General features: G+C 67.3%; 16 protein-coding genes. 4 read left to right on the top strand and 12 right to left on the bottom strand.

Annotated features, from left to right (window positions below; all coding sequences use genetic code 11):
- Positions 1-14 precede the first annotated feature (14 nt).
- The 4 genes from cpaB to DID96_RS06105 all read right to left on the bottom strand — a co-directional run bounded on the left by cpaB (position 15) and on the right by DID96_RS06105 (position 4133).
- Positions 15-1028 carry a Flp pilus assembly protein CpaB gene (gene cpaB / locus DID96_RS06120; protein WP_124598367.1) on the bottom strand — a complete coding sequence of 338 codons (1014 nt, stop codon included), beginning with the start codon at positions 1026-1028 and terminating at the stop codon, positions 15-17.
- A gap of 18 nt (positions 1029-1046) precedes the next feature.
- Positions 1047-1562 (bottom strand): prepilin peptidase, encoded by a 516-nt coding sequence (locus tag DID96_RS06115; protein ID WP_124598366.1) that lies wholly within the window; start codon positions 1560-1562, stop codon positions 1047-1049.
- An 89-nt stretch (positions 1563-1651) separates the two neighbouring features.
- Positions 1652-1834: a Flp family type IVb pilin gene (locus DID96_RS06110; RefSeq protein ID WP_124598365.1), complete on the bottom strand. Its 183-nt coding sequence runs from the start codon at positions 1832-1834 to the stop codon at positions 1652-1654.
- Positions 1835-2471: 637 nt separating this feature from the next.
- Entirely contained in the window at positions 2472-4133 is a 1662-nt protein-coding gene (locus DID96_RS06105) for an ABC transporter substrate-binding protein (protein ID WP_260463811.1), read from the bottom strand.
- A gap of 275 nt (positions 4134-4408) precedes the next feature.
- Here DID96_RS06105 and DID96_RS06100 point away from each other — a divergent pair, with 275 nt between their 5' ends.
- A complete protein-coding gene (locus DID96_RS06100; protein ID WP_124598364.1) occupies positions 4409-4816 on the top strand; it encodes a DUF427 domain-containing protein in 408 nt (135 codons plus the stop codon).
- A gap of 269 nt (positions 4817-5085) precedes the next feature.
- Positions 5086-6084, top strand: coding sequence for a sulfonate ABC transporter substrate-binding protein (locus DID96_RS06095; RefSeq protein ID WP_124598363.1), 999 nt, complete (start codon positions 5086-5088; stop codon positions 6082-6084).
- Positions 6085-6123: 39 nt separating this feature from the next.
- Here DID96_RS06095 and DID96_RS06090 read toward each other — a convergent pair whose 3' ends face one another.
- On the bottom strand, positions 6124-7281 hold the full coding sequence (locus tag DID96_RS06090) for an iron-containing alcohol dehydrogenase (protein ID WP_124598362.1): 1158 nt from the start codon (positions 7279-7281) through the stop codon (positions 6124-6126).
- Positions 7282-7560: 279 nt separating this feature from the next.
- Between DID96_RS06090 and DID96_RS06085 the strand changes: the two genes are divergently transcribed.
- Positions 7561-8949, top strand: a complete 1389-nt coding sequence (locus DID96_RS06085) for a nucleobase:cation symporter-2 family protein (protein WP_124598361.1) — start codon at positions 7561-7563, stop codon at positions 8947-8949.
- Between the two features lie 24 nt (positions 8950-8973).
- On the opposite strand, the gene DID96_RS06080 is transcribed toward DID96_RS06085, so the two are convergent.
- Together DID96_RS06080 and DID96_RS06070 are read right to left on the bottom strand one after the other, a co-directional pair.
- Positions 8974-9996 (bottom strand): SGNH/GDSL hydrolase family protein, encoded by a 1023-nt coding sequence (locus DID96_RS06080; RefSeq protein WP_124598360.1) that lies wholly within the window; start codon positions 9994-9996, stop codon positions 8974-8976.
- A gap of 452 nt (positions 9997-10448) precedes the next feature.
- A complete protein-coding gene (locus DID96_RS06070; protein ID WP_124598358.1) occupies positions 10449-12017 on the bottom strand; it encodes a methyl-accepting chemotaxis protein in 1569 nt (522 codons plus the stop codon).
- A gap of 235 nt (positions 12018-12252) precedes the next feature.
- On the opposite strand from DID96_RS06070, the gene DID96_RS06065 reads away from it, so the two are divergent.
- Positions 12253-14358, top strand: a complete 2106-nt coding sequence (locus DID96_RS06065) for a TonB-dependent siderophore receptor (protein ID WP_124598357.1) — start codon at positions 12253-12255, stop codon at positions 14356-14358.
- Positions 14359-14430: 72 nt separating this feature from the next.
- On the opposite strand, the gene DID96_RS06060 is transcribed toward DID96_RS06065, so the two are convergent.
- The 5 genes from DID96_RS06060 to DID96_RS06040 form a co-directional block, all read right to left on the bottom strand.
- Positions 14431-14718 (bottom strand): hypothetical protein, encoded by a 288-nt coding sequence (locus DID96_RS06060; RefSeq protein ID WP_124598356.1) that lies wholly within the window; start codon positions 14716-14718, stop codon positions 14431-14433.
- 18 nt (positions 14719-14736) lie between these two features.
- Complete coding sequence (gene yjfF / locus DID96_RS06055; protein ID WP_124598355.1) at positions 14737-15840, bottom strand: galactofuranose ABC transporter, permease protein YjfF; 1104 nt, start codon at positions 15838-15840, stop codon at positions 14737-14739.
- Positions 15837-16877: an ABC transporter permease gene (locus DID96_RS06050; protein ID WP_124598354.1), complete on the bottom strand. Its 1041-nt coding sequence runs from the start codon at positions 16875-16877 to the stop codon at positions 15837-15839. Before DID96_RS06050 ends, yjfF begins: the two co-directional genes overlap by 4 nt.
- Positions 16874-18388 carry a sugar ABC transporter ATP-binding protein gene (locus DID96_RS06045; RefSeq protein WP_124598353.1) on the bottom strand — a complete coding sequence of 505 codons (1515 nt, stop codon included), beginning with the start codon at positions 18386-18388 and terminating at the stop codon, positions 16874-16876. The genes DID96_RS06050 and DID96_RS06045 overlap by 4 nt, the downstream gene beginning before the upstream one ends.
- Positions 18389-18450: 62 nt before the next feature.
- Entirely contained in the window at positions 18451-19413 is a 963-nt protein-coding gene (locus DID96_RS06040; RefSeq protein ID WP_124598352.1) for an ABC transporter substrate-binding protein, read from the bottom strand.
- Positions 19414-19567: the final 154 nt, after the last annotated feature.

Raw genomic sequence — 19567 nt, 5'->3', positions numbered from 1 at the left:
CCGAGCCCGAACCGTCACTGCGGCGATGCCGCTTTCGGCAGTTGTGCCGCGGCGTCCGCGGTCACGCTTCCGCCCGGCAGCCCCGGCAAGCCCGGCGGCAGCGGCGGCACACCCGCCGTGCCGATGCCGATGCCGAAGCCGCCCCCGCCTCGTGTACCGTCGTCGATCGTCGAGCCGCGATAGATCACCACCGTATTGCCCTGCGCCGGCACGCGCGCGCCGCCGTCGCGCGCGGCGGCCGCGCCGCGCGTCGCATCGTGGAATGCGCGCGACACGTCGCCCGCCCACACGGGCGGTGTATCGGAGTCCGTATCGTCGCCCGCCGGCTGCATGCGATCGCGCGTCGCGAAGCTGCGCAGCGCGAGCGACAGCGCGCCGAGACGTGTCGCGACCAGCACGACCTGCGCGGTGCGCGGCGCGACCTCGAGCGTGACCGTGCGCGCGCGGACCGTCGCGTCGGTCGCGCTGGCCCCCGCCTTCGCGCGCTGAAAATCCGAGCCGACCGCGAGCACGCGCGCACGCCTGACCACCGTTTCCGCCTCGAACGCGCCAGGCATGGCGGCCGAGCCGCCCACCTGCTGGGTCAGCAGCACGTCGACGAAATCGCCTGGCTGGATCAGGCCGGCATTGCCGGACACCTCGTCGACCGGCACCGAGATCGCGCGCATGCCGGGCTGGAGCGCGGCCGCGAGAAAATCCGGCGCGCCGGCCGGGATCACGTTCTCCGCGCGGATCGGCGTGCCCGCGGCGACGCGGTTGCGCAGCAACGCGCCCTTCACGTCCGCGCCCGGCTGCGACTCGACGAACGCACCGGGCGGAATCTGGGCGTGCGCGATCCGCTTCCACGCGAGATCGTTGTCGCGCAGCAGCAGCCCTTCCGGCAGATCGGCGGCCGCGACCCGGACGCGATCCTCCGCCGCTGCCGCGGGTGCCTTCGCCGTCGATGCGCTGACATACAGTTCGCGCAGAATGAACGCGCCGATACCAGCGGCGATGATGAGCGCGGCCATTCTCAGCGGTTTGGGCATGGCGATGTGCGTCCTCCGCTACATGATCGGTGCCGCGAGCAGAAACGGCGCCCACACGGCAAATACGCCGCCCAGCGCGAGCGCGACGCCATATGGCACGCTCGGCACGCTCGGCACGCTGGGCACACCAGGCACGCCGTGCGTCGCGACAGCGCGTGCGGGCGCGATGCGCCGCTGCCGGGCGTGCACCGCGACCATCGCGATGCCCGTCGCGAGCCCTGCGACGCCGACGATCGTCAGCACCGGAAAAGCGAGCGCCGGGCCGGCCCACAGGAACACGGCCGCCGCGAGCTTGACGTCTCCGCCGCCCAGCCAGCCGACGTGACGGAACAAGCCGAACATCAGCAGCATCGCAGCGCCCGTCGCGACGTGCGCGGTGACCGACGCCGGCCCGTCGCGCGCGAGCGTCGCCGCGACGAAATACAGCAGCGCGAACGCCAGTACCGGACGATTGGACAGACGCCGGGCACGCAGATCCTGCACCGCGAGCGACACCAGCACGATCGTGGCGGCCAATTGCACGAGATAGCGCATCGGGAGATGCCGTCCCCCGACGCGCCCGATGCGGAACCGTTCAACCGCTGCGATTCCGCGGATCGCCGGCAGCGCGCGGGGCGACGGGATCAGATCATCGCGCTGGCCTTGGCGAGCAGCGACGAGAAGATCGCCGGCAACCCGCCGGTATTGCTGCTGAGTACCGAGCCGACCACGCCTAGCGCGACGACGACGATACCCGCGAGGACCGAATATTCAAGCGCGCTGACACCCCGTTCGTCGCGCAGTAAGGACTTGGCGTATTGCAGCATCACAACCTCCGTCTGACGCGGTCGGATCGACCATTGGACGCAAAGACGTGGCATTGCTCCGGCGGCGGTCATTGTCGTTCGCCACTGCGCGACACATGCGGGCGGCCATCAACGCGGCTGCTCGCATCCCCCGGGATCACTTCGCTTGCTACTGCGCACCGAACGGATCAACCGCGATTCCACGATCCGCCGGCGCCCTCTCAGTCGACGCCGGCAGGCACGATTGCCGGCGTCTTTTCTTCGATTAGGTATAGGAAATTTCAGGCGCGAATTCAAATTATTTAGCGACGGAATGAATTGGCATGGTGGATGCGATTGAGCTCGAATTCGCGTCAATCGAATACCGGCGTGCAATTGCGCCTGTCTGTCGGCAGCGAAAGAATGTAAATTCTCGGCACGCTCGCGCATCGGGCGATCCCGCTCTCGGGAACCGCGCGTGATTCAATTGCGTTTCGCCGAACGAAACGGAAAATTATTCCTTTCCCGTTTCGCCTTCCCGGAAAAAATGACATTGCGCTCGAGTGGGCATTCGATCCTAATGAATTGATCAGTTGGCGCACACATTTGCAACGCAATTCATCGCGGATTTCCGAGTCGCCGTTCGAGCGTTTCGCGCGCCACGCGTCATCGCTCGACTTCAGTCGAGCCACACTCCGTCGAACCGGTGCCCGCCGAGCGGCGAGAACGTGAGCCCGCGCACGCGCTTCGACACCGGCAGCGACACGATCGACGTCGCGATCGGCGTAAACGGCACCTGGTCCTTGAACACGACTTGCGCCTGCTCGTACAGCTCGGTGCGCTTCGCGACGTCGCTGTTCCCGCGCGCCTGATCGACGAGCCGCTCGAAATTCGCGTTGCACCACTTCGACAGGTTGCCGCCATGCACGGCGTCGCAGCCGAGCAGCGCGCCGAGCCAGTTGTCCGGGTCGCCGTTGTCGCCCGACCAGCCATACAGGATCGCGTCGTGCTGCCCGTCGAGCTTCGAGCGCCGGTTGTACTCGCCCCATTCGTAGCTGACGATCTTCGCGCGAACGCCGATCTTCGCCCAGTCCTGCTGGATCAGCTGCGCCATCAGCTGCGCGTTCGGGTTGTACGGGCGCTGCACGGGCATCGCCCACAACGTCAGGTCGAATCCGTTCGGAAAGCCTGCGCGCGCGAGCAGCGCCTTCGCGGCCGCGAGATCGCGCGGCGCATCCTTCAGCCGCGGGTTATACGACCATTGCGCGGGCGGCATCGGGTTCGTCGCGATCTTCGCGTCGCCGTTGAAGATCGTCTTGACGATCGCGGCCTTGTCGATCGCGATGTCGAGCGCACGCCGCACGTCGACGCGGTCGAGCGGCGCATGCTGCGTGTTGTACGCAACGAAGCCGACGTTGAAACCCATCCCCGAGAACAGCGTCAGCTTCGGGTCGCGCCGCACCGTATCGAGATCCGCCGGCCGCGGAAACACTGACATCTGGCATTCGCCGGACGACAGCTTCTGCAGGCGCGTCGCCGGATCCGGCGTGATCGCGAACACCAGATGCGCGAGCTTCACATCGTCGGGCTTCCAGTAGTCGGGGTTCCCGTCGTAGCGGATCACCGCGTCCTTCTGGTACGCGCGCAGCTGGAACGGCCCCGTGCCGACTGGCAGCAGGTTGATGTCGGCCTCGCGATGGTGCGCGGCGAGCTGTGCCGCGTATTCCGCCGACAGGATCGACGCGAACGCCATCGCCAGATTGCGCACGAACACGACGTCGGGCGTCTTCAGCACGAAGCGCACGGTGTCGTCGTCGACCTTCTCGATCCGCTCGAGATTGCGGTCGAAGCCGAGGTCGCTGAAGTACGGGAAACTCGTCGGATACGCCTTGCGGAACGGATCGTCCCGAACGAGCATCCGCCGGAACGTGAATACGACGTCGTCGGCCCGGAACGGCCGCGTGGGCTTGAACCACGCGGTCGTCTGGAATTTCACGCCGCGCCGCAGGTGGAACGTGTAGACGAGCTGGTCGGGCGACACGTCCCAGCTCGTCGCGAGCCCCGGCTCGAGATCGAGCGTGCCGGGCTTGAACTCCACCAGTTCGTTGTAGATCGTGTTCGTGCTCGCGTCGAAGTCGGTGCTCGTCGTGTGCTGCCCCGGATCGAAACCGGCCGGACTGCCTTCGGTGCAGAACACGAGCGTCTTGCCGGCGGGCACGGCGAACGCGTGCGACGCCGCGCCCGCGAACAGCAGCGACGCGGCCGCGCAACGGATCAGCACAGCGGTGAAGGTGTTCTTCGGTACACGATGCTTGGCGGATGAAACGGCGGAAATCTTCATGTTGGCAACGGCGAAAGATGAGGAACGCGAATGACGTCGCATCATCTTCGCGCGCGCGGCGCTGATCGCTTACCAATTAATTCGCGATTGCTTATCGGGATGTGGCGGCGCTCGGTGCTCGGTGCTGGGTGCTCGACAGGCAGGCTCGCGCTGCCGGTGGCAAAACCGCCGGAATCGGCGCAAGGTATCAGTTGCAGGCCGCCGACACCGGCGCCCCGGCCTGCGCCGCCGTCCGACGCGGCGGCCCGCGAACCGCCGACTCCAGGAGCGAACCCATGCCCAGCAGCCCTGACCCGAATACACGGCCCATGAAGATTCCGGGTCCCGATCACCCGATCACGGTCGAGCGCCAGACGTCGCGCGTCGTGGTCACCGTCGCCGGCAAGATCGTCGCCGACACGCGCCACGCGCTGTCGCTGCGCGAAGCCGGCTATCCGGCCGTCCTCTATATCCCGCGTGAAGACGTCGACATGACGCTGCTCGAACGCACGGACCACGCGACGTACTGCCCGTACAAGGGTGACTGCGCGTATTACTCGATTCCGTCCGGCGGCCCGCGCGCGGTCAACGCGGCCTGGACCTACGACCATCCGTATCCGTCCGTCGATTCGATTCGCGCACACCTCGCGTTCTATCCGGACCGGGTCGATTCGATCGAGGAACGGCCCGCCAACGTGCATTGACCGCTTATCGCTGATCCGGCGCGCGCTCCGCGGCTTCGCGCGCGTCGCCTGCCGGGCTGCAGCGTGCATGCGGCAGCCCGTTCGTCCCGCGACCGATTTGCATATACGCAATCGTTGGTTGGAATGCCGCGCGCGCCGCACTATCGTCGTGGATCTGGCGCGCGCCGGCGTGCTGTACCGATCGTCCGCACCCGGCCCGCGCACCACTCCCGCCGTCGAGCACGGCAGGCTCGCCCGCTTTCCACGCTTTCCACCCGCAGGACGCTTCGATGCACACATGGAATCCCGACCTTGAAACCCCACTGGCGGACCCGCGCCGCCGCAAGCTGCTGCACGGCGCGGCCGCCGGAGTCGCTGCGCTCGCGCTCGGCCCGCTCGCGGGCCGCGCTGCCCGCGCCGCCCAAGCGGAAGGCAGCGGCACGCGGCTGCGGATCGGCTTCCAGAAATACGGCAACTTCGTTGTACTCAAGGCGCGCGGCACGCTCGAGAAACGGCTTGCGAGCCAGGGCGTGTCGGTGCAATGGCTCGAGTTTCCCGCCGGCCCGCAACTGCTCGAAGGGCTGAACGCCGGCGCGATCGACGTCGGCACGGTCGGCGAGACGCCGCCGATCTTCGCGCAGGCCGCGGGCGTCGACTTCGTCTACATCGGCAACGAGCCGCCCGCGCCGCACGGCGAAGCGATCGTCGTGCTGCCCGATTCGCCGATCCGCTCGGTCGCGCAACTGCGCGGCAAGAAAGTCGCGCTCAACAAGGGATCGAACGTTCACTACCTGCTCGTGAAGGCGCTCCAGCACGCGGGCCTCGCGTACACCGACATCCAGCCGATCTACCTGACGCCCGCGGACGCGCGCGCCGCGTTCGTGCAGCGCAACGTCGACGCGTGGGTGATCTGGGATCCGTATCTGGCGGCCGCGCAGCGGCAGCTCGACGCGCGCGTGATCGCGGACGGCGATGGCCTCGTGCGCAACACGCAGTACTACCTCGCCGCGCGCAAATATGCGACCGCGCAGCCGCAGGTGCTGCGCGCGCTGCTCGACGAAGTGGACGCGGTCGACCGCTGGGGGCGCGATCACGTTCCGGAAGTGGCGGCGCTGTTGTCGCCGGCCGTCGGCCTCGACACCACGACACTCGAGATCGCGCTCAAGCGCACCGGCTATGGCGTGCAGCCGGTCACGGATGCGACGCTCGCGTATCAGCAGAACATCGCCGATACGTTCAGCACGCTGAAGCTGATACCGGGGAAGGTGACGGTGGCCGACGCGCGGTAGTCGGCGCATGTATCACGCGCGTGTCGCGAGCCGGCCGCGTCACCACGCCTGCCGGTAGATCTCCAGCGCGTCCGCTTCCGTCACGTCGCGCGGGTTGTTCACGAGCAGGCGCGTCTGCAGCATTGCGTCGGCTGCCATCCTCGGCAGGTCGCCCTCGCCGATCCCGACCTCGCGCAGCGTGCGCGGAATGCCGGTCGCGACGACCAGCCGGTCGATCTCGTCGATCAGCGCGCGGGTTTTCGCTTCGTCGCTGCCGGTCGCGTCAGGCACGACGATCGTCGCGAGCTCCGCATACAGCGGCGCCGCGGCCGGCGCGTTGAAACGCAGCACGTGCGGCAGCACGAGCGCGTTCGACAGGCCGTGCGGTACGTGGAAGATTCCGCCGACCGGATACGCGAGCGCATGCACGGCCGCGACCGGTGCGTTCGCGAACGCCTGCCCCGCGAACATCGCGCCCACCAGCATCGCCTCGCGCGCGTGCCGGTCCCCGCCGTTCTCGCAGGCCTTCAGCAGATTGCGCGACAGCAGCGTCAGCGCCTTTTCCGCGAGCATGTCCGACACGGGATTCTTCAGGCGCGCGGACGTGTATGCCTCGATCGCATGCACCATCGCGTCGATGCCGGTCGCCGCCGTCGCCGCGCGCGGCAGCCCGAGCGTCAGCTCGGCGTCGAGGATCGCGACGTCCGCAAGCAGATGGGGCGACACGACGCCCATCTTGCGCGCGTCGCCGACCGTCACGATCGACACGGCCGTCACTTCGGAACCGGTGCCGGCCGTCGTCGGCATCTGCACGAGCGGCAGGCGCGCGCTCGTGACCTTGTCGACGCCGTACATCTCCGTGAGCGGCTGCTGCCCCGGCACGAGCGCAGCGATCAGCTTCGCGACGTCCATCGACGACCCGCCGCCGAGGCCGAGCACGATCTCGGCGGCAGCGTCGACCGCCCGCGCGGTCGCTTCAAGCACCACGTGTTCGGGTGGATCCGCCACCACGTCGTCGACCACGGTCACCTGCCAGCCATGCGCGGCGAGACTCTCGAGCGCCGGCGCGAGCATGCCGCTGCGATGCAGGAGCGCATCGGTAACGACACACAGCCGCGCGAGCGCCGGAAAGCGTTCGCGCAGCAGCGCGCCGAGCCTGCGTGCCGCGCCAGACTCCACGATCAGCGTCGGCACGGTGCGGAATTGAAACGGGTTCATCGGGCGTCTCCAGGGTGGGTCGCCGCGCCGGCGTCCGGCAGCGTCATGTGGCTGCTCGCGTCCCGGCAATCGCGGCAATCGAGCAGCGGCATGATCGTTGCTCGTTCGACCCGCCGAACATGCGGCGTTTCGCGGCGGGCGTCAAGTGCTTGCGCGTCGGCGGCGTGCCCGCACGGCACGTGCGCGGACGCCGGTTCGGCGGCATTGCCAGGCGTCGGCGGGCGTCGGCGGGGCGTTCCGTTAAAATGCCGCACTTTCCATCTTGTCCGGCCGCTCGCCATGCAATCCGCCTCCCCCGCCCAACCCGCCGCCCATGGCGCCGACGACGCCGAACTCGCGCACGACCTCGTCTACGGCCCCGACGACCGGCCCGCGCCGATGGTCGCGTTCGTCGCCGCGCTGCAGCACCTGCTGGCGATCATCGTGCCGATCGTCACGCCCGGCCTGCTGATCTGCCAGGCGCTCGGCGTGTCCAGCCGCGATACCACGCTGATCGTGTCGATGTCGCTGGTGATCTCCGGCATCGCCACCTTCGTCCAGTGCAAGCGCTTCGGCCCGCTCGGCGCCGGCCTGCTGATCGTCCAGGGCACGAGCTTCAACTTCGTCGGCCCGCTGATCGCCGGCGGCAGCCTGATGGTCAAGCAGGGGACGCCAGTCGAGACCGTAATGGCCGCGATCTTCGGCGTCGTGATCGCCGGCTCGTTCGTCGAGATGGGCGTGTCGCGCATCCTGCCGTTCGTGAAACGCCTGATCACGCCGCTCGTCACCGGCGTCGTCGTGCTGCTGATCGGCCTCACGCTGATCAAGGTCGGCCTCATCAGCATGGGCGGCGGCTACGGTGCGATGGCCAAGGGCAGCTTCGCGAGCGCCGGGAACCTGACGCTGTCGGGCCTCGTGCTCGGCACGATCATCCTGCTGAACCGCGTGCCGATCGTGTGGGTGCGCAGCACCGCGCTCGTCATCGCGCTCGTGATCGGCTATCTCGCGGCCGCGTTCCTCGGCCGTCTCGACTTCACCGGCATGCACCAGGCTGCGCTGTTCCAGATCCCGACGCCGCTGCACTTCGGCATCGGCTTCTCGTGGTCGCTGTTCGTGCCGATGCTGATCATCTACCTCGTCACGTCGCTCGAAGCGATCGGCGATGTCACGGCCACCAGCAAGATCTCGAAGGAGCCCGTCGAGGGGCCGGTATGGATGCAGCGGATCAAGGGCGGCGTGCTCGTGAACGGCGCGAACTCGCTGCTGGCCGGCGTGTTCAATACGTTCCCGAGCTCGGTGTTCGCGCAGAACAACGGCGTGATCCAGCTGACCGGCATCGCCAGCCGTCACGTCGGGCTCTGGATCGCGGGCATGCTCGTGCTGCTCGGCCTGTTCCCGGTGGTCGCCGGCGTGCTGCAGGCCGTGCCCGAGCCCGTGCTGGGCGGCGCCGCAATGGTGATGTTCGGCGCGGTGGCCGCGTCCGGCATCAACATCCTCGCCGGCACCCGGCTGGACCGCCGCGCGCTGCTGATCATCGCCGTGTCGCTGGCCCTCGGCCTCGGCGTGTCGCAGGTGCCGGACATCCTGAACAGCCTGCCGCACGCGCTCAAGAACGTGCTGGAATCGGGTGTCGCCACGGGCGGCATCTGCGCGCTGCTGATGAACTGGTTCCTGCCGGAACACAAATGACGCGCTGACGGCGCCCCCCGACGCTCAATGACCAAGACCGCTCTTCGCGATCTGCTGCTCGACGAACTGGGCAAACAATGCATGCACGTGCGTCGTCGGATGAAGATCGTCGGCAAACATGTACGTCTGGTCGGCATTGGCCGTCACGTAGGTCGGCGGCGAGCACAGCAATGACGTCGCATGCGGCGTCTTTGCGGGATCGCAGGCGACGGCGGTGTTCGACACGACGAAACCGTTGGCCTGGAAGTTCGCGACGATCTGGTTCACCCAGGTATAGGAATCGATCTGGAGAACCTTGCCCTGAACGCCATTCGCCTGCAATGCAGCGTTCAGGTCGTTGTTGAACAGCTGCGACAACTGGGTCAGGTTCGCTCCGCCATCGGGCGACGCAATGCCTTTGGGTGACAGTCCGACGTTCGGCACGTTGACCAACACGACATGCGTGGCACCGTTCTGCACGATCTGTGCGACCACTTGAGCGAGTGCGGCTGCCGCGGTCTGCACGGTGGGTGCCGCAGCCGGCAGCGCGCCCGCGCGCAGCACGTCGTTCGAACCGGCCCAGACCAGCACCAGCTGATTCGCGTTGAAGCTTCCGTGAGCCGACAGATAGCTCGACACCTGCTGGTTGACGGGCATTTCGATGTTGCCGATCACGTCAGTGAGAAAGTCGTACAGGTTCGCCGGCGTTGCGACCGTGGCACCACCCTCTGCATAGCCGAGTCCGCCCTGCGCACTCAACTTGTGCGTGGCGTCGATCGTAAACGCCGCAGTCAGCGTATCGCCGTAATACTGCGCGACGTTCTGAGTCCACACTTGCCCGGGATTGGTCGTGAAACGCCCGCCGCCCACCACGCTCGCGATCGGCGCATAGGTCCCGACATCCGACAAACTGTCGCCGAACGACACGACTTGCAGGTGAATGCCGCCTGGCGGCATCGCGGAACCGGCGCCACCACCCGATCCCCCGCCATCCCCGCCGCACGCGGCAAGCAGCAAAAGCGCGACGGCAAGGATTGCGCCGCGCCACGTGTGATGGATTCCTCGCATGGCTCCTCCTCCGCCGCGCGGCCAGGTCATCGCGCTCGCGTGGCAGGGTCGTCGCCAGTTGGCACATCGATCTCGCGATGCGCGCGACGTGCTGGATCGAGGACGCGCGATCGCCCTGATTCCATTCGTTCAGCAGGCTTCAAGGTGGCGTCAGGGCCGCGAAGACGTGTCGATGGAGACGGTGTAGCTGCAGCCTGCGTCTACAAGGTTAGTCGATCTTATCGGGGTACAAAGAAGGCGCGCAGTCGCGCGCGCACGCGATCAGGCACGGCAAATGCGACACGTGCGTTATGTACGTAATGTGCGTTACGTCCGTTGCGCCGGCATCACGTCCCGGCGTTGCTTCAGCTCGCGGACCTGGTCCGGTTCCAGGCCCGCGTACGGCATACAACACGACGGAGTCGTCGATGCCTGCAAGGTATCGAGCGCCGACGTGACCTCGTCGCACAGGTTCAGCTCCGGTTCGCGCCAAGGTCGGCAGAACAGGTGCCCAGCCGGAAGACCGACACCGCAGCCCTCAACCGCGCCGCCTGTTCATCCAGCGACGAAGCCGCCGCGGCAGCCTGCTCGACGAGCGCGGCGTTCTGCTGGACGACTTCGTCCATTTGCGCCACTGCCTTGCCGACCTGTTCGATACCGGTGCTTTGCTCGGCGGAAGCCTCCGAGATCTCCCCCATGATGCCGGCAACCCGGTCGATCGACCGGACGATCTCCGTCATGCGCGCCCCCGCTGCCTCGACGAGCCGACTGCCGCTGCCGACCCTCTCGACCGACACCTCGATCAACCCCTTGATGTCCTTCGCTGCCGCGGCGCTGCGCTGGGCAAGCGAGCGGACCTCCGCGGCAACGACGGCAAACCCGCGCCCTTGATCGCCGGCTCGCGCCGCCTCGACGGCGGCGTTGAGCGCGAGAATGTTCGTCTGGAATGCAATGCTTTCGATCACGTCGGTGATGTCGGCGATTCGTACCGACTCGTCCGAAATCTGCCGCATCGTTTCCACGACCTCCTGCACGGCGGCACCGCCGAGTTCGGTCGCCTCTTTGGCACTGGTCACGAGTGCATTCGCATGGCGAGCATTCTCGGCATTCTGTTTGACCGTCGAGGTGATCTGTTCCATGCTGGCAGCCGTCTCCTGCAGCGACGCCGCCTGCTCCTCCGTACGCTGCGACAGGTCCAGATTGCCTTGCGCGATCTCGCCAGTGCCGACGGCAATCGAATGGGTCGTAGCCTGGATCTCGGCGATTGTCTCGGTCAGTCGTGCCTTCATTTCGCTGAGCGCCACGAGCAAGCTGCCCGGCGCGGCCTTTGCCGCGTCGAACTCGACATCCAGTTCGCCGGCGGAAATGCGGGCTGCAATGCCCGTCGCGTGTGCAGGCTCGCCGCCCAGCGTGCGCATGACGCTGCGCAGGACGCCCCAGGCGATCGACGCAAGCGCTGCGGATATGGCTAGCGTAATGGCGCCCAGTATCAGCGCGAGCCGGGTAAAAGCCGCATTGATGTCGTCGTAAAAGAATCCCGTGCCGATCCACCAGTCCCAGTCCGGAATGGCAACCACGCCCTGGAGTTTCGGCTCTACATCCGCATCGGGACTGCGCTTGATCAGTACATCGACGAGCGCGAAATGCGCCTGCGCCATCCCGGCGCGGTAAGCCTCGCTATCGGTCAGGCCGTCGGTCGTGCGGTTTCCCTTGGCACGGCTGCCGATGAACTTCGCGTTCGGATGCACGAGGTTGACGCCGTCGGAAGTCGTGACCCAGTAGTAGCTTCTCGCATCCGCGTTGAGCGCCGACAACGCGGCTTTTGCCTGTTGCTGGGCCTGTTCCCGAGTGAGCGCACCACTCGCCTGCAACCCACGGTACGAATTGACCAGATGTTCGGCCTTCGTCAGAAGAATAACGATCTCTTCGCGGCGGCTGTCGATCAGCGCGTCGCGCAGCGTGTGCAGCGACATGGCGGCAAGCAATACGACGCCGACCAGCGCGGCAGCGACAAGCATCAGCAGTTTCGTGGACAACTTCATGCGGGGGCTCTCGGCGTTAACTGTTTGGTACATATATCGGCTGGGGTGATCCCAACTTGAACGGCATCGCATCAGTAATTACCCTCGATTCGCATCGCACGCGGCAGCACCAACTTTCTATTGCAAATGCCTCTCATTTGCATTAAATTTCCGCGCGAATGTACTGTTTGGAACACAGACGTCTGCGCGAGGCCATCCGCCATGCCCGTACGCAGACCACATCAAAGGACGGGGTATGAGCAGGAAGAACTGGGCGGCCGCACCGATGGCCATCGTCGTCGGCACGGCCGGCCTGAGCGCCGCCGATGCGCAGGAGATGTCGCTGCCCGCCATCGAGGTCTCGGGGCAGCGCGCGACCGCGCCGTTTCGCGCGCCCGAATCGACGAGCGCGACACGCACCGAGACAGACGTAATGGAGATCCCGTTCGCAGTCAGCAGCGTCGACGCGAAACTGGCCCGGACCGTCGCCGCGACGCGCGGCGAAGACCTGTACGACTGGGTCGCGGGCGTCGCGCGGCAGAACAACTTCGGCGGCCTGTGGGACAACTACGCGGTGCGCGGATTCGCCGGCGACGGCAACACGTCCGGCACCGACTACCTCGTCAACGGCTTCTCATGGAACCGCGGGATCAGCGTCCCGCGCGACACCGCCAACCTCGAGCGCATGGAAGTGCTCAAGGGGCCCGCGTCCGCGCTGTATGGCCGCGGCGATCCGGGCGGGCTCATCAGCTATACGACGAAGCAGCCGCAGTTCGCGCGCTCGAACACCATCGGCGTGTCGGCCGGCAGCTACGGCGCGTTGCGCCAGACGCTCGATTCGACCGGGCCCGTCACGAAATCGCTCGCGTACCGCTTCGTCGCGATGAACGAGAACAACGGCAGCTTCCGCGATACGGTGTCGAGCAGACGCTACCTGTTCGCGCCGTCGTTCACCTGGGACATCGGTGCGGACACGACGCTCCACTACGAGTTCGAGAGCGCGCGTCAGCGCGCACCGCTCGATCGCGGCGTGGTGGCCGTCAACGGGCAGCTCGGCGCGATTCCGGCGTCGCGTTTCCTCGGCGAGCCGCGCGACGGCGACTACGACGTGCGCAACACGGGCCACCAGTTCACGCTCGAGCATCGCGTCGATGCGAACTGGTCGGTCAACGCCGGCTTCGCGCAGCGCGACACCGACCTGTCGGGACGCTCGTCCGAAGCATTCGCCTTGCAGCCGGACGGCCGCACACTGTGGCGCCGCTATCGGCAAGTCGCGTTTCACTCGAACGATCTGCAAGGCCGCATCGAAACGACCGGCAAGTTCCGCACCGGCGGCATCGGCCATACGCTTGTGATGGGCGTCGATGCGTATCGCTTCAACTACGACCAGTTCGTCACACGCTCCACGCCGACAGCCGCTGCCCCATATGCGATCGACATCTTCGATCCGGTTTACGGCCAGCCTGCGCCGACGCCGCGCACCGCGACCGACCTGCTCGAACGCGACGACGGGCAAGGCCTCTACGCGCAGGACACGCTGGCGTTCGGGCCGCACTGGAAAATCCTCGCGGGGCTGCGCTGGGATCGCTTCCACCAGTCGGTCGAGAACCGCCTGAAAGGCGTGACGAGCAGCCAGTTGCAGACCGCGTTGAGTCCGCGCATCGGCGTCGTGTACGAAATCAGCCCCGCGCTGTCGCTGTATGCGAACACGGCGTACTCGTTCCGGCCGAACAACGGCGCCGACGCCGACGGCCGCGCCTTCGATCCCGAGAAGGGTCACGGCTACGAAGCAGGCGCGAAATGGGCAGGCGCGCGCTGGCTCACGACCGTCTCGGCGTTCTACGTCACCAAGCGCAACGTACTCACTGCCGATCCGGCGAATGCAGGCTTCTCGCGTGCGGCCGGCGAAGTCCGCAGCCGCGGCGTCGAATTCGAATGGAACGGCGACCTGGGTCACGGCTTGCGCGGCATCGCCAACTTCGCGTACGTCGACGCCGAGGTCACGCGCGATGCCGTGCTGACGCCCGGCGCACGCCTCGTCGACATTCCACGGCTGAGCGGCAGCGCACTGCTCATGTACGAAACCGCGCTGCCGTTCGCGGACAAGGCCGGCGCCGGTGCCGGCGTGATCTATGTCGGGCGCCGGGCCGGCAACACGGCCAACACGCAGGACGGTTTCGAGCTGCCGGCCTATGCGACCGTGCAGCTCAACGGCTACCTTCAGGTCAACAAGCACCTGCGTGCGTCGGTCGTGCTGAACAACCTGTTCAATCGCACCACCTACGTCAGCTCGTACAACAGCCTGTGGGTCACGCCGGGCGCGCCGCGCAGCCTGTTCGCGTCGCTGGCCTACTCGTTCTAGGTCGAATCGGTCGCCTGACGTGCGTTGTATGTCAGGCACCGAGCGCAAGCCGCGCCGGTCCGGCCGGACGCTTCATTCAACCGCGATTTGCCGCCGCTGACGCTCAGCCCGCTCGACGACCCGGGCAATGCGAATGATGTCGGTCAGGCCGAATTCGCCGGCATCCGGGCGCGAGCGGCCGTGCTCGTCGGCCACGCGCATCGCGAACGCCAGCGCTTCCGAGCGCTCGCGCAGCAGCACGCGCAGCGCATCGGCAACGATCCGGCAGTCGCGCGCGTCGCTCAGGTCGAGCATCGGCTGGCGGCTGTGGTCGACGGCCAGCGCGTCGACGTCGCCCGTGATCAGGTCATTGCGCTTCATGCCGTTCTCCCTGCGAAATCATGGTCGGTCGCCCTGTAGCCGCCGCATCGTCGCAACCAGCGCGGCGTCCGCTTCGGGTGGCGCAGGCCGCGCCTGCGCGGCGTCGCGCTTCGACTGAGGGGCGCCGAGCCCCGTGCCGCCCGTCCGTCGACGCGCCGCATGCCGTTCGATGATCCGCTGCAGCACGCAGAACACACACAGCAACGCACCGATCACGATTCGCGTCCACCACGAGCTCAACGTGCCGTCGAACGTGATCAGCACCTGGATCGTGCCGAGGATGCCGACGCCGAACACCGAGCCGACCACATAGCCCACGCCGCCCGTCAGCAGTGTGCCGCCGATCACGGTCGCGGCGATCGCGTCGAGCTCCATGCCCTGCGCCTGCAGCCCGTAACCCGACAGCACGTACAGCGTGAACACCACGCCGCCGAGCGCCGAGCAGAAGCCGCTCAGCGCGTAGACGCCGATCTTCGTGCGTGCGACCGGCAGCCCCATCAGCAGTGCCGAGCGCTCGTTGCCGCCGATGGCGTATACGTTGCGGCCGAAACGCGTGAAATGCGCGACGTAGATCGCGACGGCCAGCGTCGCGAGCGCGATCAGCGCACCCGCGCTCAACGTGCCGCCGCCGACCTGCACGCTGATGCCCGCAATCGCATGAAACGTCGGCTCGTTGATCGTGATCGACTGCGTCGTGATCAGGAAGCACGCGCCACGCGCGAGAAACATCCCGGCCAGCGTGACGATGAACGGCTGCAGCCGGAAATAATGGATCAGCGCACCCATCGCCGCACCGTACAGCGCACCGAACGCCAGCACCAGCGGCACGATCGCCCACACAGGCCAGTGCAGCCGCTCGGCGCCGACCGCGCAGAAGATCGTTGTCAGCGCAACGACAGAGCCGACCGACAGGTCGATGCCGCCCGACACGATCACGAACGTCATCCCGATCGCGACGATCAGCAGGAATGCGTTGTCGACGAAGAGCCCGGTCAGCACCTGCATCGAGAAGAAGCCCGTGTACATCACGGATCCGAAGCCGAACAGCGCGACGAACAGCACGATCGTCACGACGATCGGCAGCGTGCGCGGGTCGGCGAGCCTGCCAAGGAATCGGGTCATCGCGGCGTCGCTCCGGAAGTAGCGCGCGAACGCGCGGAAGGCAGCAGCCGCGACGCATGCCGGACGACAAGCGCACGCGCCGCGTCCGACTGGATCAGCGTCACGACGATCACGACGACTGCCTTGACGACGAGCGTCGCCTCCGGCGGCACGCCGATCGAATAGGTCGTGTACGTGAGCGTCTGGATGATCAGCGCGCCGAGCACCGAGCCGGCGAGGCTGAAGCGGCCGCCGAGCAGCGACGTGCCGCCGAGCGTCACCGCGAGAATCGCGTCGAGTTCGAGCAGCAGCCCCGCGTTGTTGCCGTCGGCGCTTCGCACGTTCGAGCTCGCGAGGATGCCGGCGATCGCCGACATCACGCCGCAACACAGATACACGCCGAACACGACAGCGCCCGAGCGCAGCCCGACGAGCCGCGTCGCGACCGGATTCACGCCGATCGCGCGGATGAACAGCCCGAGCGCCGTGCGGTTCACCAGCAGCGCGGTCGCGGCGAGCGTCGCAAGCGCGATCCACACCGCGCACGGCACGGTTGCGAGATAGCCGCCGCCGAGCGTGAGGTAGCCGGGCGCGCCGATCGGGATGATCTGGCCGCCCGTCAGCAATTGCGCGACGCCGCGGCCGGCCACCATCAGGATCAGCGTCGCGATGATCGGCTGCATCCCGACGAACGCGACGAGCAGCCCGTTCCACGCGCCCGCGAGCAGCCCGACGCCCAGCGCGGCGGCCAGCGCCGTGCCGACCCGCGACGGGTCCGCATCGAGTACGATCGCCGCGGCAGCGCCTGCGATCGCGACGATCGCACCGACCGAGATGTCGATGCCGCGCGTCGCGATCACGAGCGTCATCCCGAGCGACACGATCACGAGCGGCGCCGCGCGGTTCAGAATGTCGATCGGCGCGCCAAACAAGTGGCCGTCAAGCAGCGTGATCGACAGGAAGCCCGGGCGATGCGCGACGTCGAGCATGAACAGCAGCGCGAGCGTCAGCACCGGCCACGCAAGCGGATGACGGAACAGCGTACGCAGCAGCGTCATGACTGGCCTCCCGCGATCAGCCGGTAAACCTGTTCCTCGGACGCGTCGGCGCCGGCGAGTTCGGCCACCTTGCGCCGGTCGCGCAACACCGCAATCCGGTGGCTTACGCGCACGACCTCGTCGATCTCGGACGAGATGAACAGGATCGCGAGCCCGGTCGCGCACAACGCGAGCACGCGCTCCATGATGTCGAACTTCGCGGCAACGTCGATGCCGCGCGTCGGCTCGTCGAGAATCAGCAGCTTCGGGTCCGTCGCGAGCCAGCGTGCAAGCAACACCTTCTGCTGGTTGCCGCCCGACAGCAGGCCGATCGGCTGCTCCGCGTCGCGTGCCTTGATGCCGAGCCGCGCGATGTACGTGTCGGCGAGTTCGCGCTGGCGCGCGCGCCCGATCAGCCGCCACCAGCCGCGCCGCGCCTGCAGTGCGAGCACGATGTTCTCGTGGATCGACAGCGCAGCGACGATGCCCTCCTTCTTGCGGTCTTCCGGGCAATACGCGATGCCGTGCCGGACCGCATCGTGCGGCGACGCCAGCCGCGTGCGCGCGCCGTCGATCTCGATCGCACCGGTGTCCGCGCGCTCCGCGGCGAACGCGAGCCGCGCGGTTTCGGTGCGCCCCGAGCCGAGCAGCCCGGCCAGCCCGACGATCTCGCCGGGCCGCACGTCGAGATCGATCGCGCTCATCATCCCGCGCCGGCCGACCCGCTGCATCGACAGGAACGGCTCGGCATCGCCGGCGGTGCGCTCGACGGCCGCCGCGCCAGCCTGCAGCGCGCCGGACATCCGTTCGCGGCCGGTCATCTTCGCGACCAGCGCGTCGACCGGCAGGTCGCGCGCCAGATACTCTCCTTCGCGCTCGCCGTTGCGCATCACGGTGATCCGGTCGGACACCGCATACGTCTGTTCGAGAAAGTGCGTGACGAACAGGATCGCGATGCCGGACGCCTTCAGCCGGCGCAGCACGTCGAACAGCCGCGCGACTTCGCCGTCGTCGAGGCTCGACGTCGGCTCGTCGAGGATCAGCACGCGTGCGTCGACGGACACGGCGCGCGCGATCGCGACCATCTGCTGCACGGCGATCGGATACGCGTCGAGGGAGCGCGTGACATCGAGCGACAGGTCGAGTTCGGCCAGCGCCGCGCGCGAGCGCGCATGGATCGCATTCCAGTCGATCGCGCCGCGCCGCATCGGCTGCCGGCCCGCGAAGATGTTCTCGGCAACCGACAGGTTCGCGCACAGGTTCACTTCCTGGTAGAGCGTCTGGATACCGGCCGCCTCGGCCTCGCGCGGCGCGGCGAAGCGCACGGGCCGGCCGCCGACGCGAATCTCGCCCGCGTCGTGTGCATGCACACCGGTGAGCACGTTGATCAGCGTCGATTTGCCCGCGCCGTTCTGGCCCATCAGCGCGTGGATCTCGCCCGGAAACAACCGGAAGCTCACGCGCTGCAGCGCGCTGACGCCCGGAAATGCCTTGTCGATGCCGATCATCTCGACCACCGGCGGATTCGTCATGCCCCCTCCCTCGAAGCGGTTGCCGACCGGGCGGCCGCGACGCGACCACCCGTGCAGGACCATCAGTATTTGCGGGTCGGCAGCACCTGCGCCGCGACGTTCATCGGGAACACGGTCTCGTTCGTCACGATGCGCTTGGGCAGCGGCTTGCCGGCAACGACGTCCTTCACCGCGCTCATCAGTTGCGGGCCGAGCAGCGGGCTGCATTCGACGTCGACGTTGATCTTGCCGGCGACCATCGCCTGGAAGCCGCCCTTCGTCGCGTCGAACGACACGACGCTCACGTCCTTGCCGGGCTTGATGCCGGCTTCTTCCATCGCCTGGATCGCGCCGAGCGCCATGTCATCGTTGTGCGCGTAGACGACGTTGATCTGCTTGCCGTAGGTCTTCGCGAACGCTTCCATCACCTGCTTGCCGCCGGCAAGCGTGAAGTCGCCGCTCTGCGACGCGATCACCTTGAATTTCGGATTGCTTTTGATCACTTCGAGCAGGCCCGCGCGGCGGTCGTTGGCTGGCGCCGAGCCGACCGTGCCCTGCAGCTCGACGATGTTGATCGGGCCCGCGTCGTTCCTGTAGTGCTCTTCCATCCAGTGGCCCGCGCGCCGCCCTTCCTCGAGGAAGTCCGAACCGATCATCGTCACGTACAGCGACGGATCCTTCACGTCGACCGCGCGATCGGTCAGGATCACCGGGATGTGCGCGGCCTTCGCTTCGGTCAGTACGGGCTCCCAGCCCGACTCGACGACCGGCGAGAACGCGATCACGTCGACCTTCTGCGCAATGAACGAGCGGATCGCGCGAATCTGGTTCTCCTGCTTCTGCTGCGCGTCCGAGAATTTCAGGTTGATGCCGGCGTCCTTCGCCGCGCCCTTCACCGACACGGTGTTCGCGGTGCGCCACGCGCTTTCCGCGCCGACCTGCGAGAACCCGAGCGTGATCGGCTTCTGCTGCGCGTGCGCGCCGCTTGCCAGCACCGTCGCCGCGGCGACGATCGCGCCGGCCGCCAGCTTCCTGATGAATGTCATGGTCCGTCTCCGATGATGTCGTTGTCTGCCGCGGCGCTGTTCTGTTTCTGCATGGCACGCGCGGTGCGGGGGCTGCGCCGGCCGGCGCATCAGGCCGGCCCGGTCTGCACGCCCCGGATCAGTCTAGGAACAAGCCCGATAACCGTCCAATGAA

The organism is Burkholderia sp. Bp8963 (assembly GCF_003854275.1).
Lineage (GTDB): Bacteria > Pseudomonadota > Gammaproteobacteria > Burkholderiales > Burkholderiaceae > Burkholderia.
The sequence above is the reverse complement of the archived record's forward strand: the minus strand, read 5'-3'. Positions and strand labels throughout refer to the sequence as shown.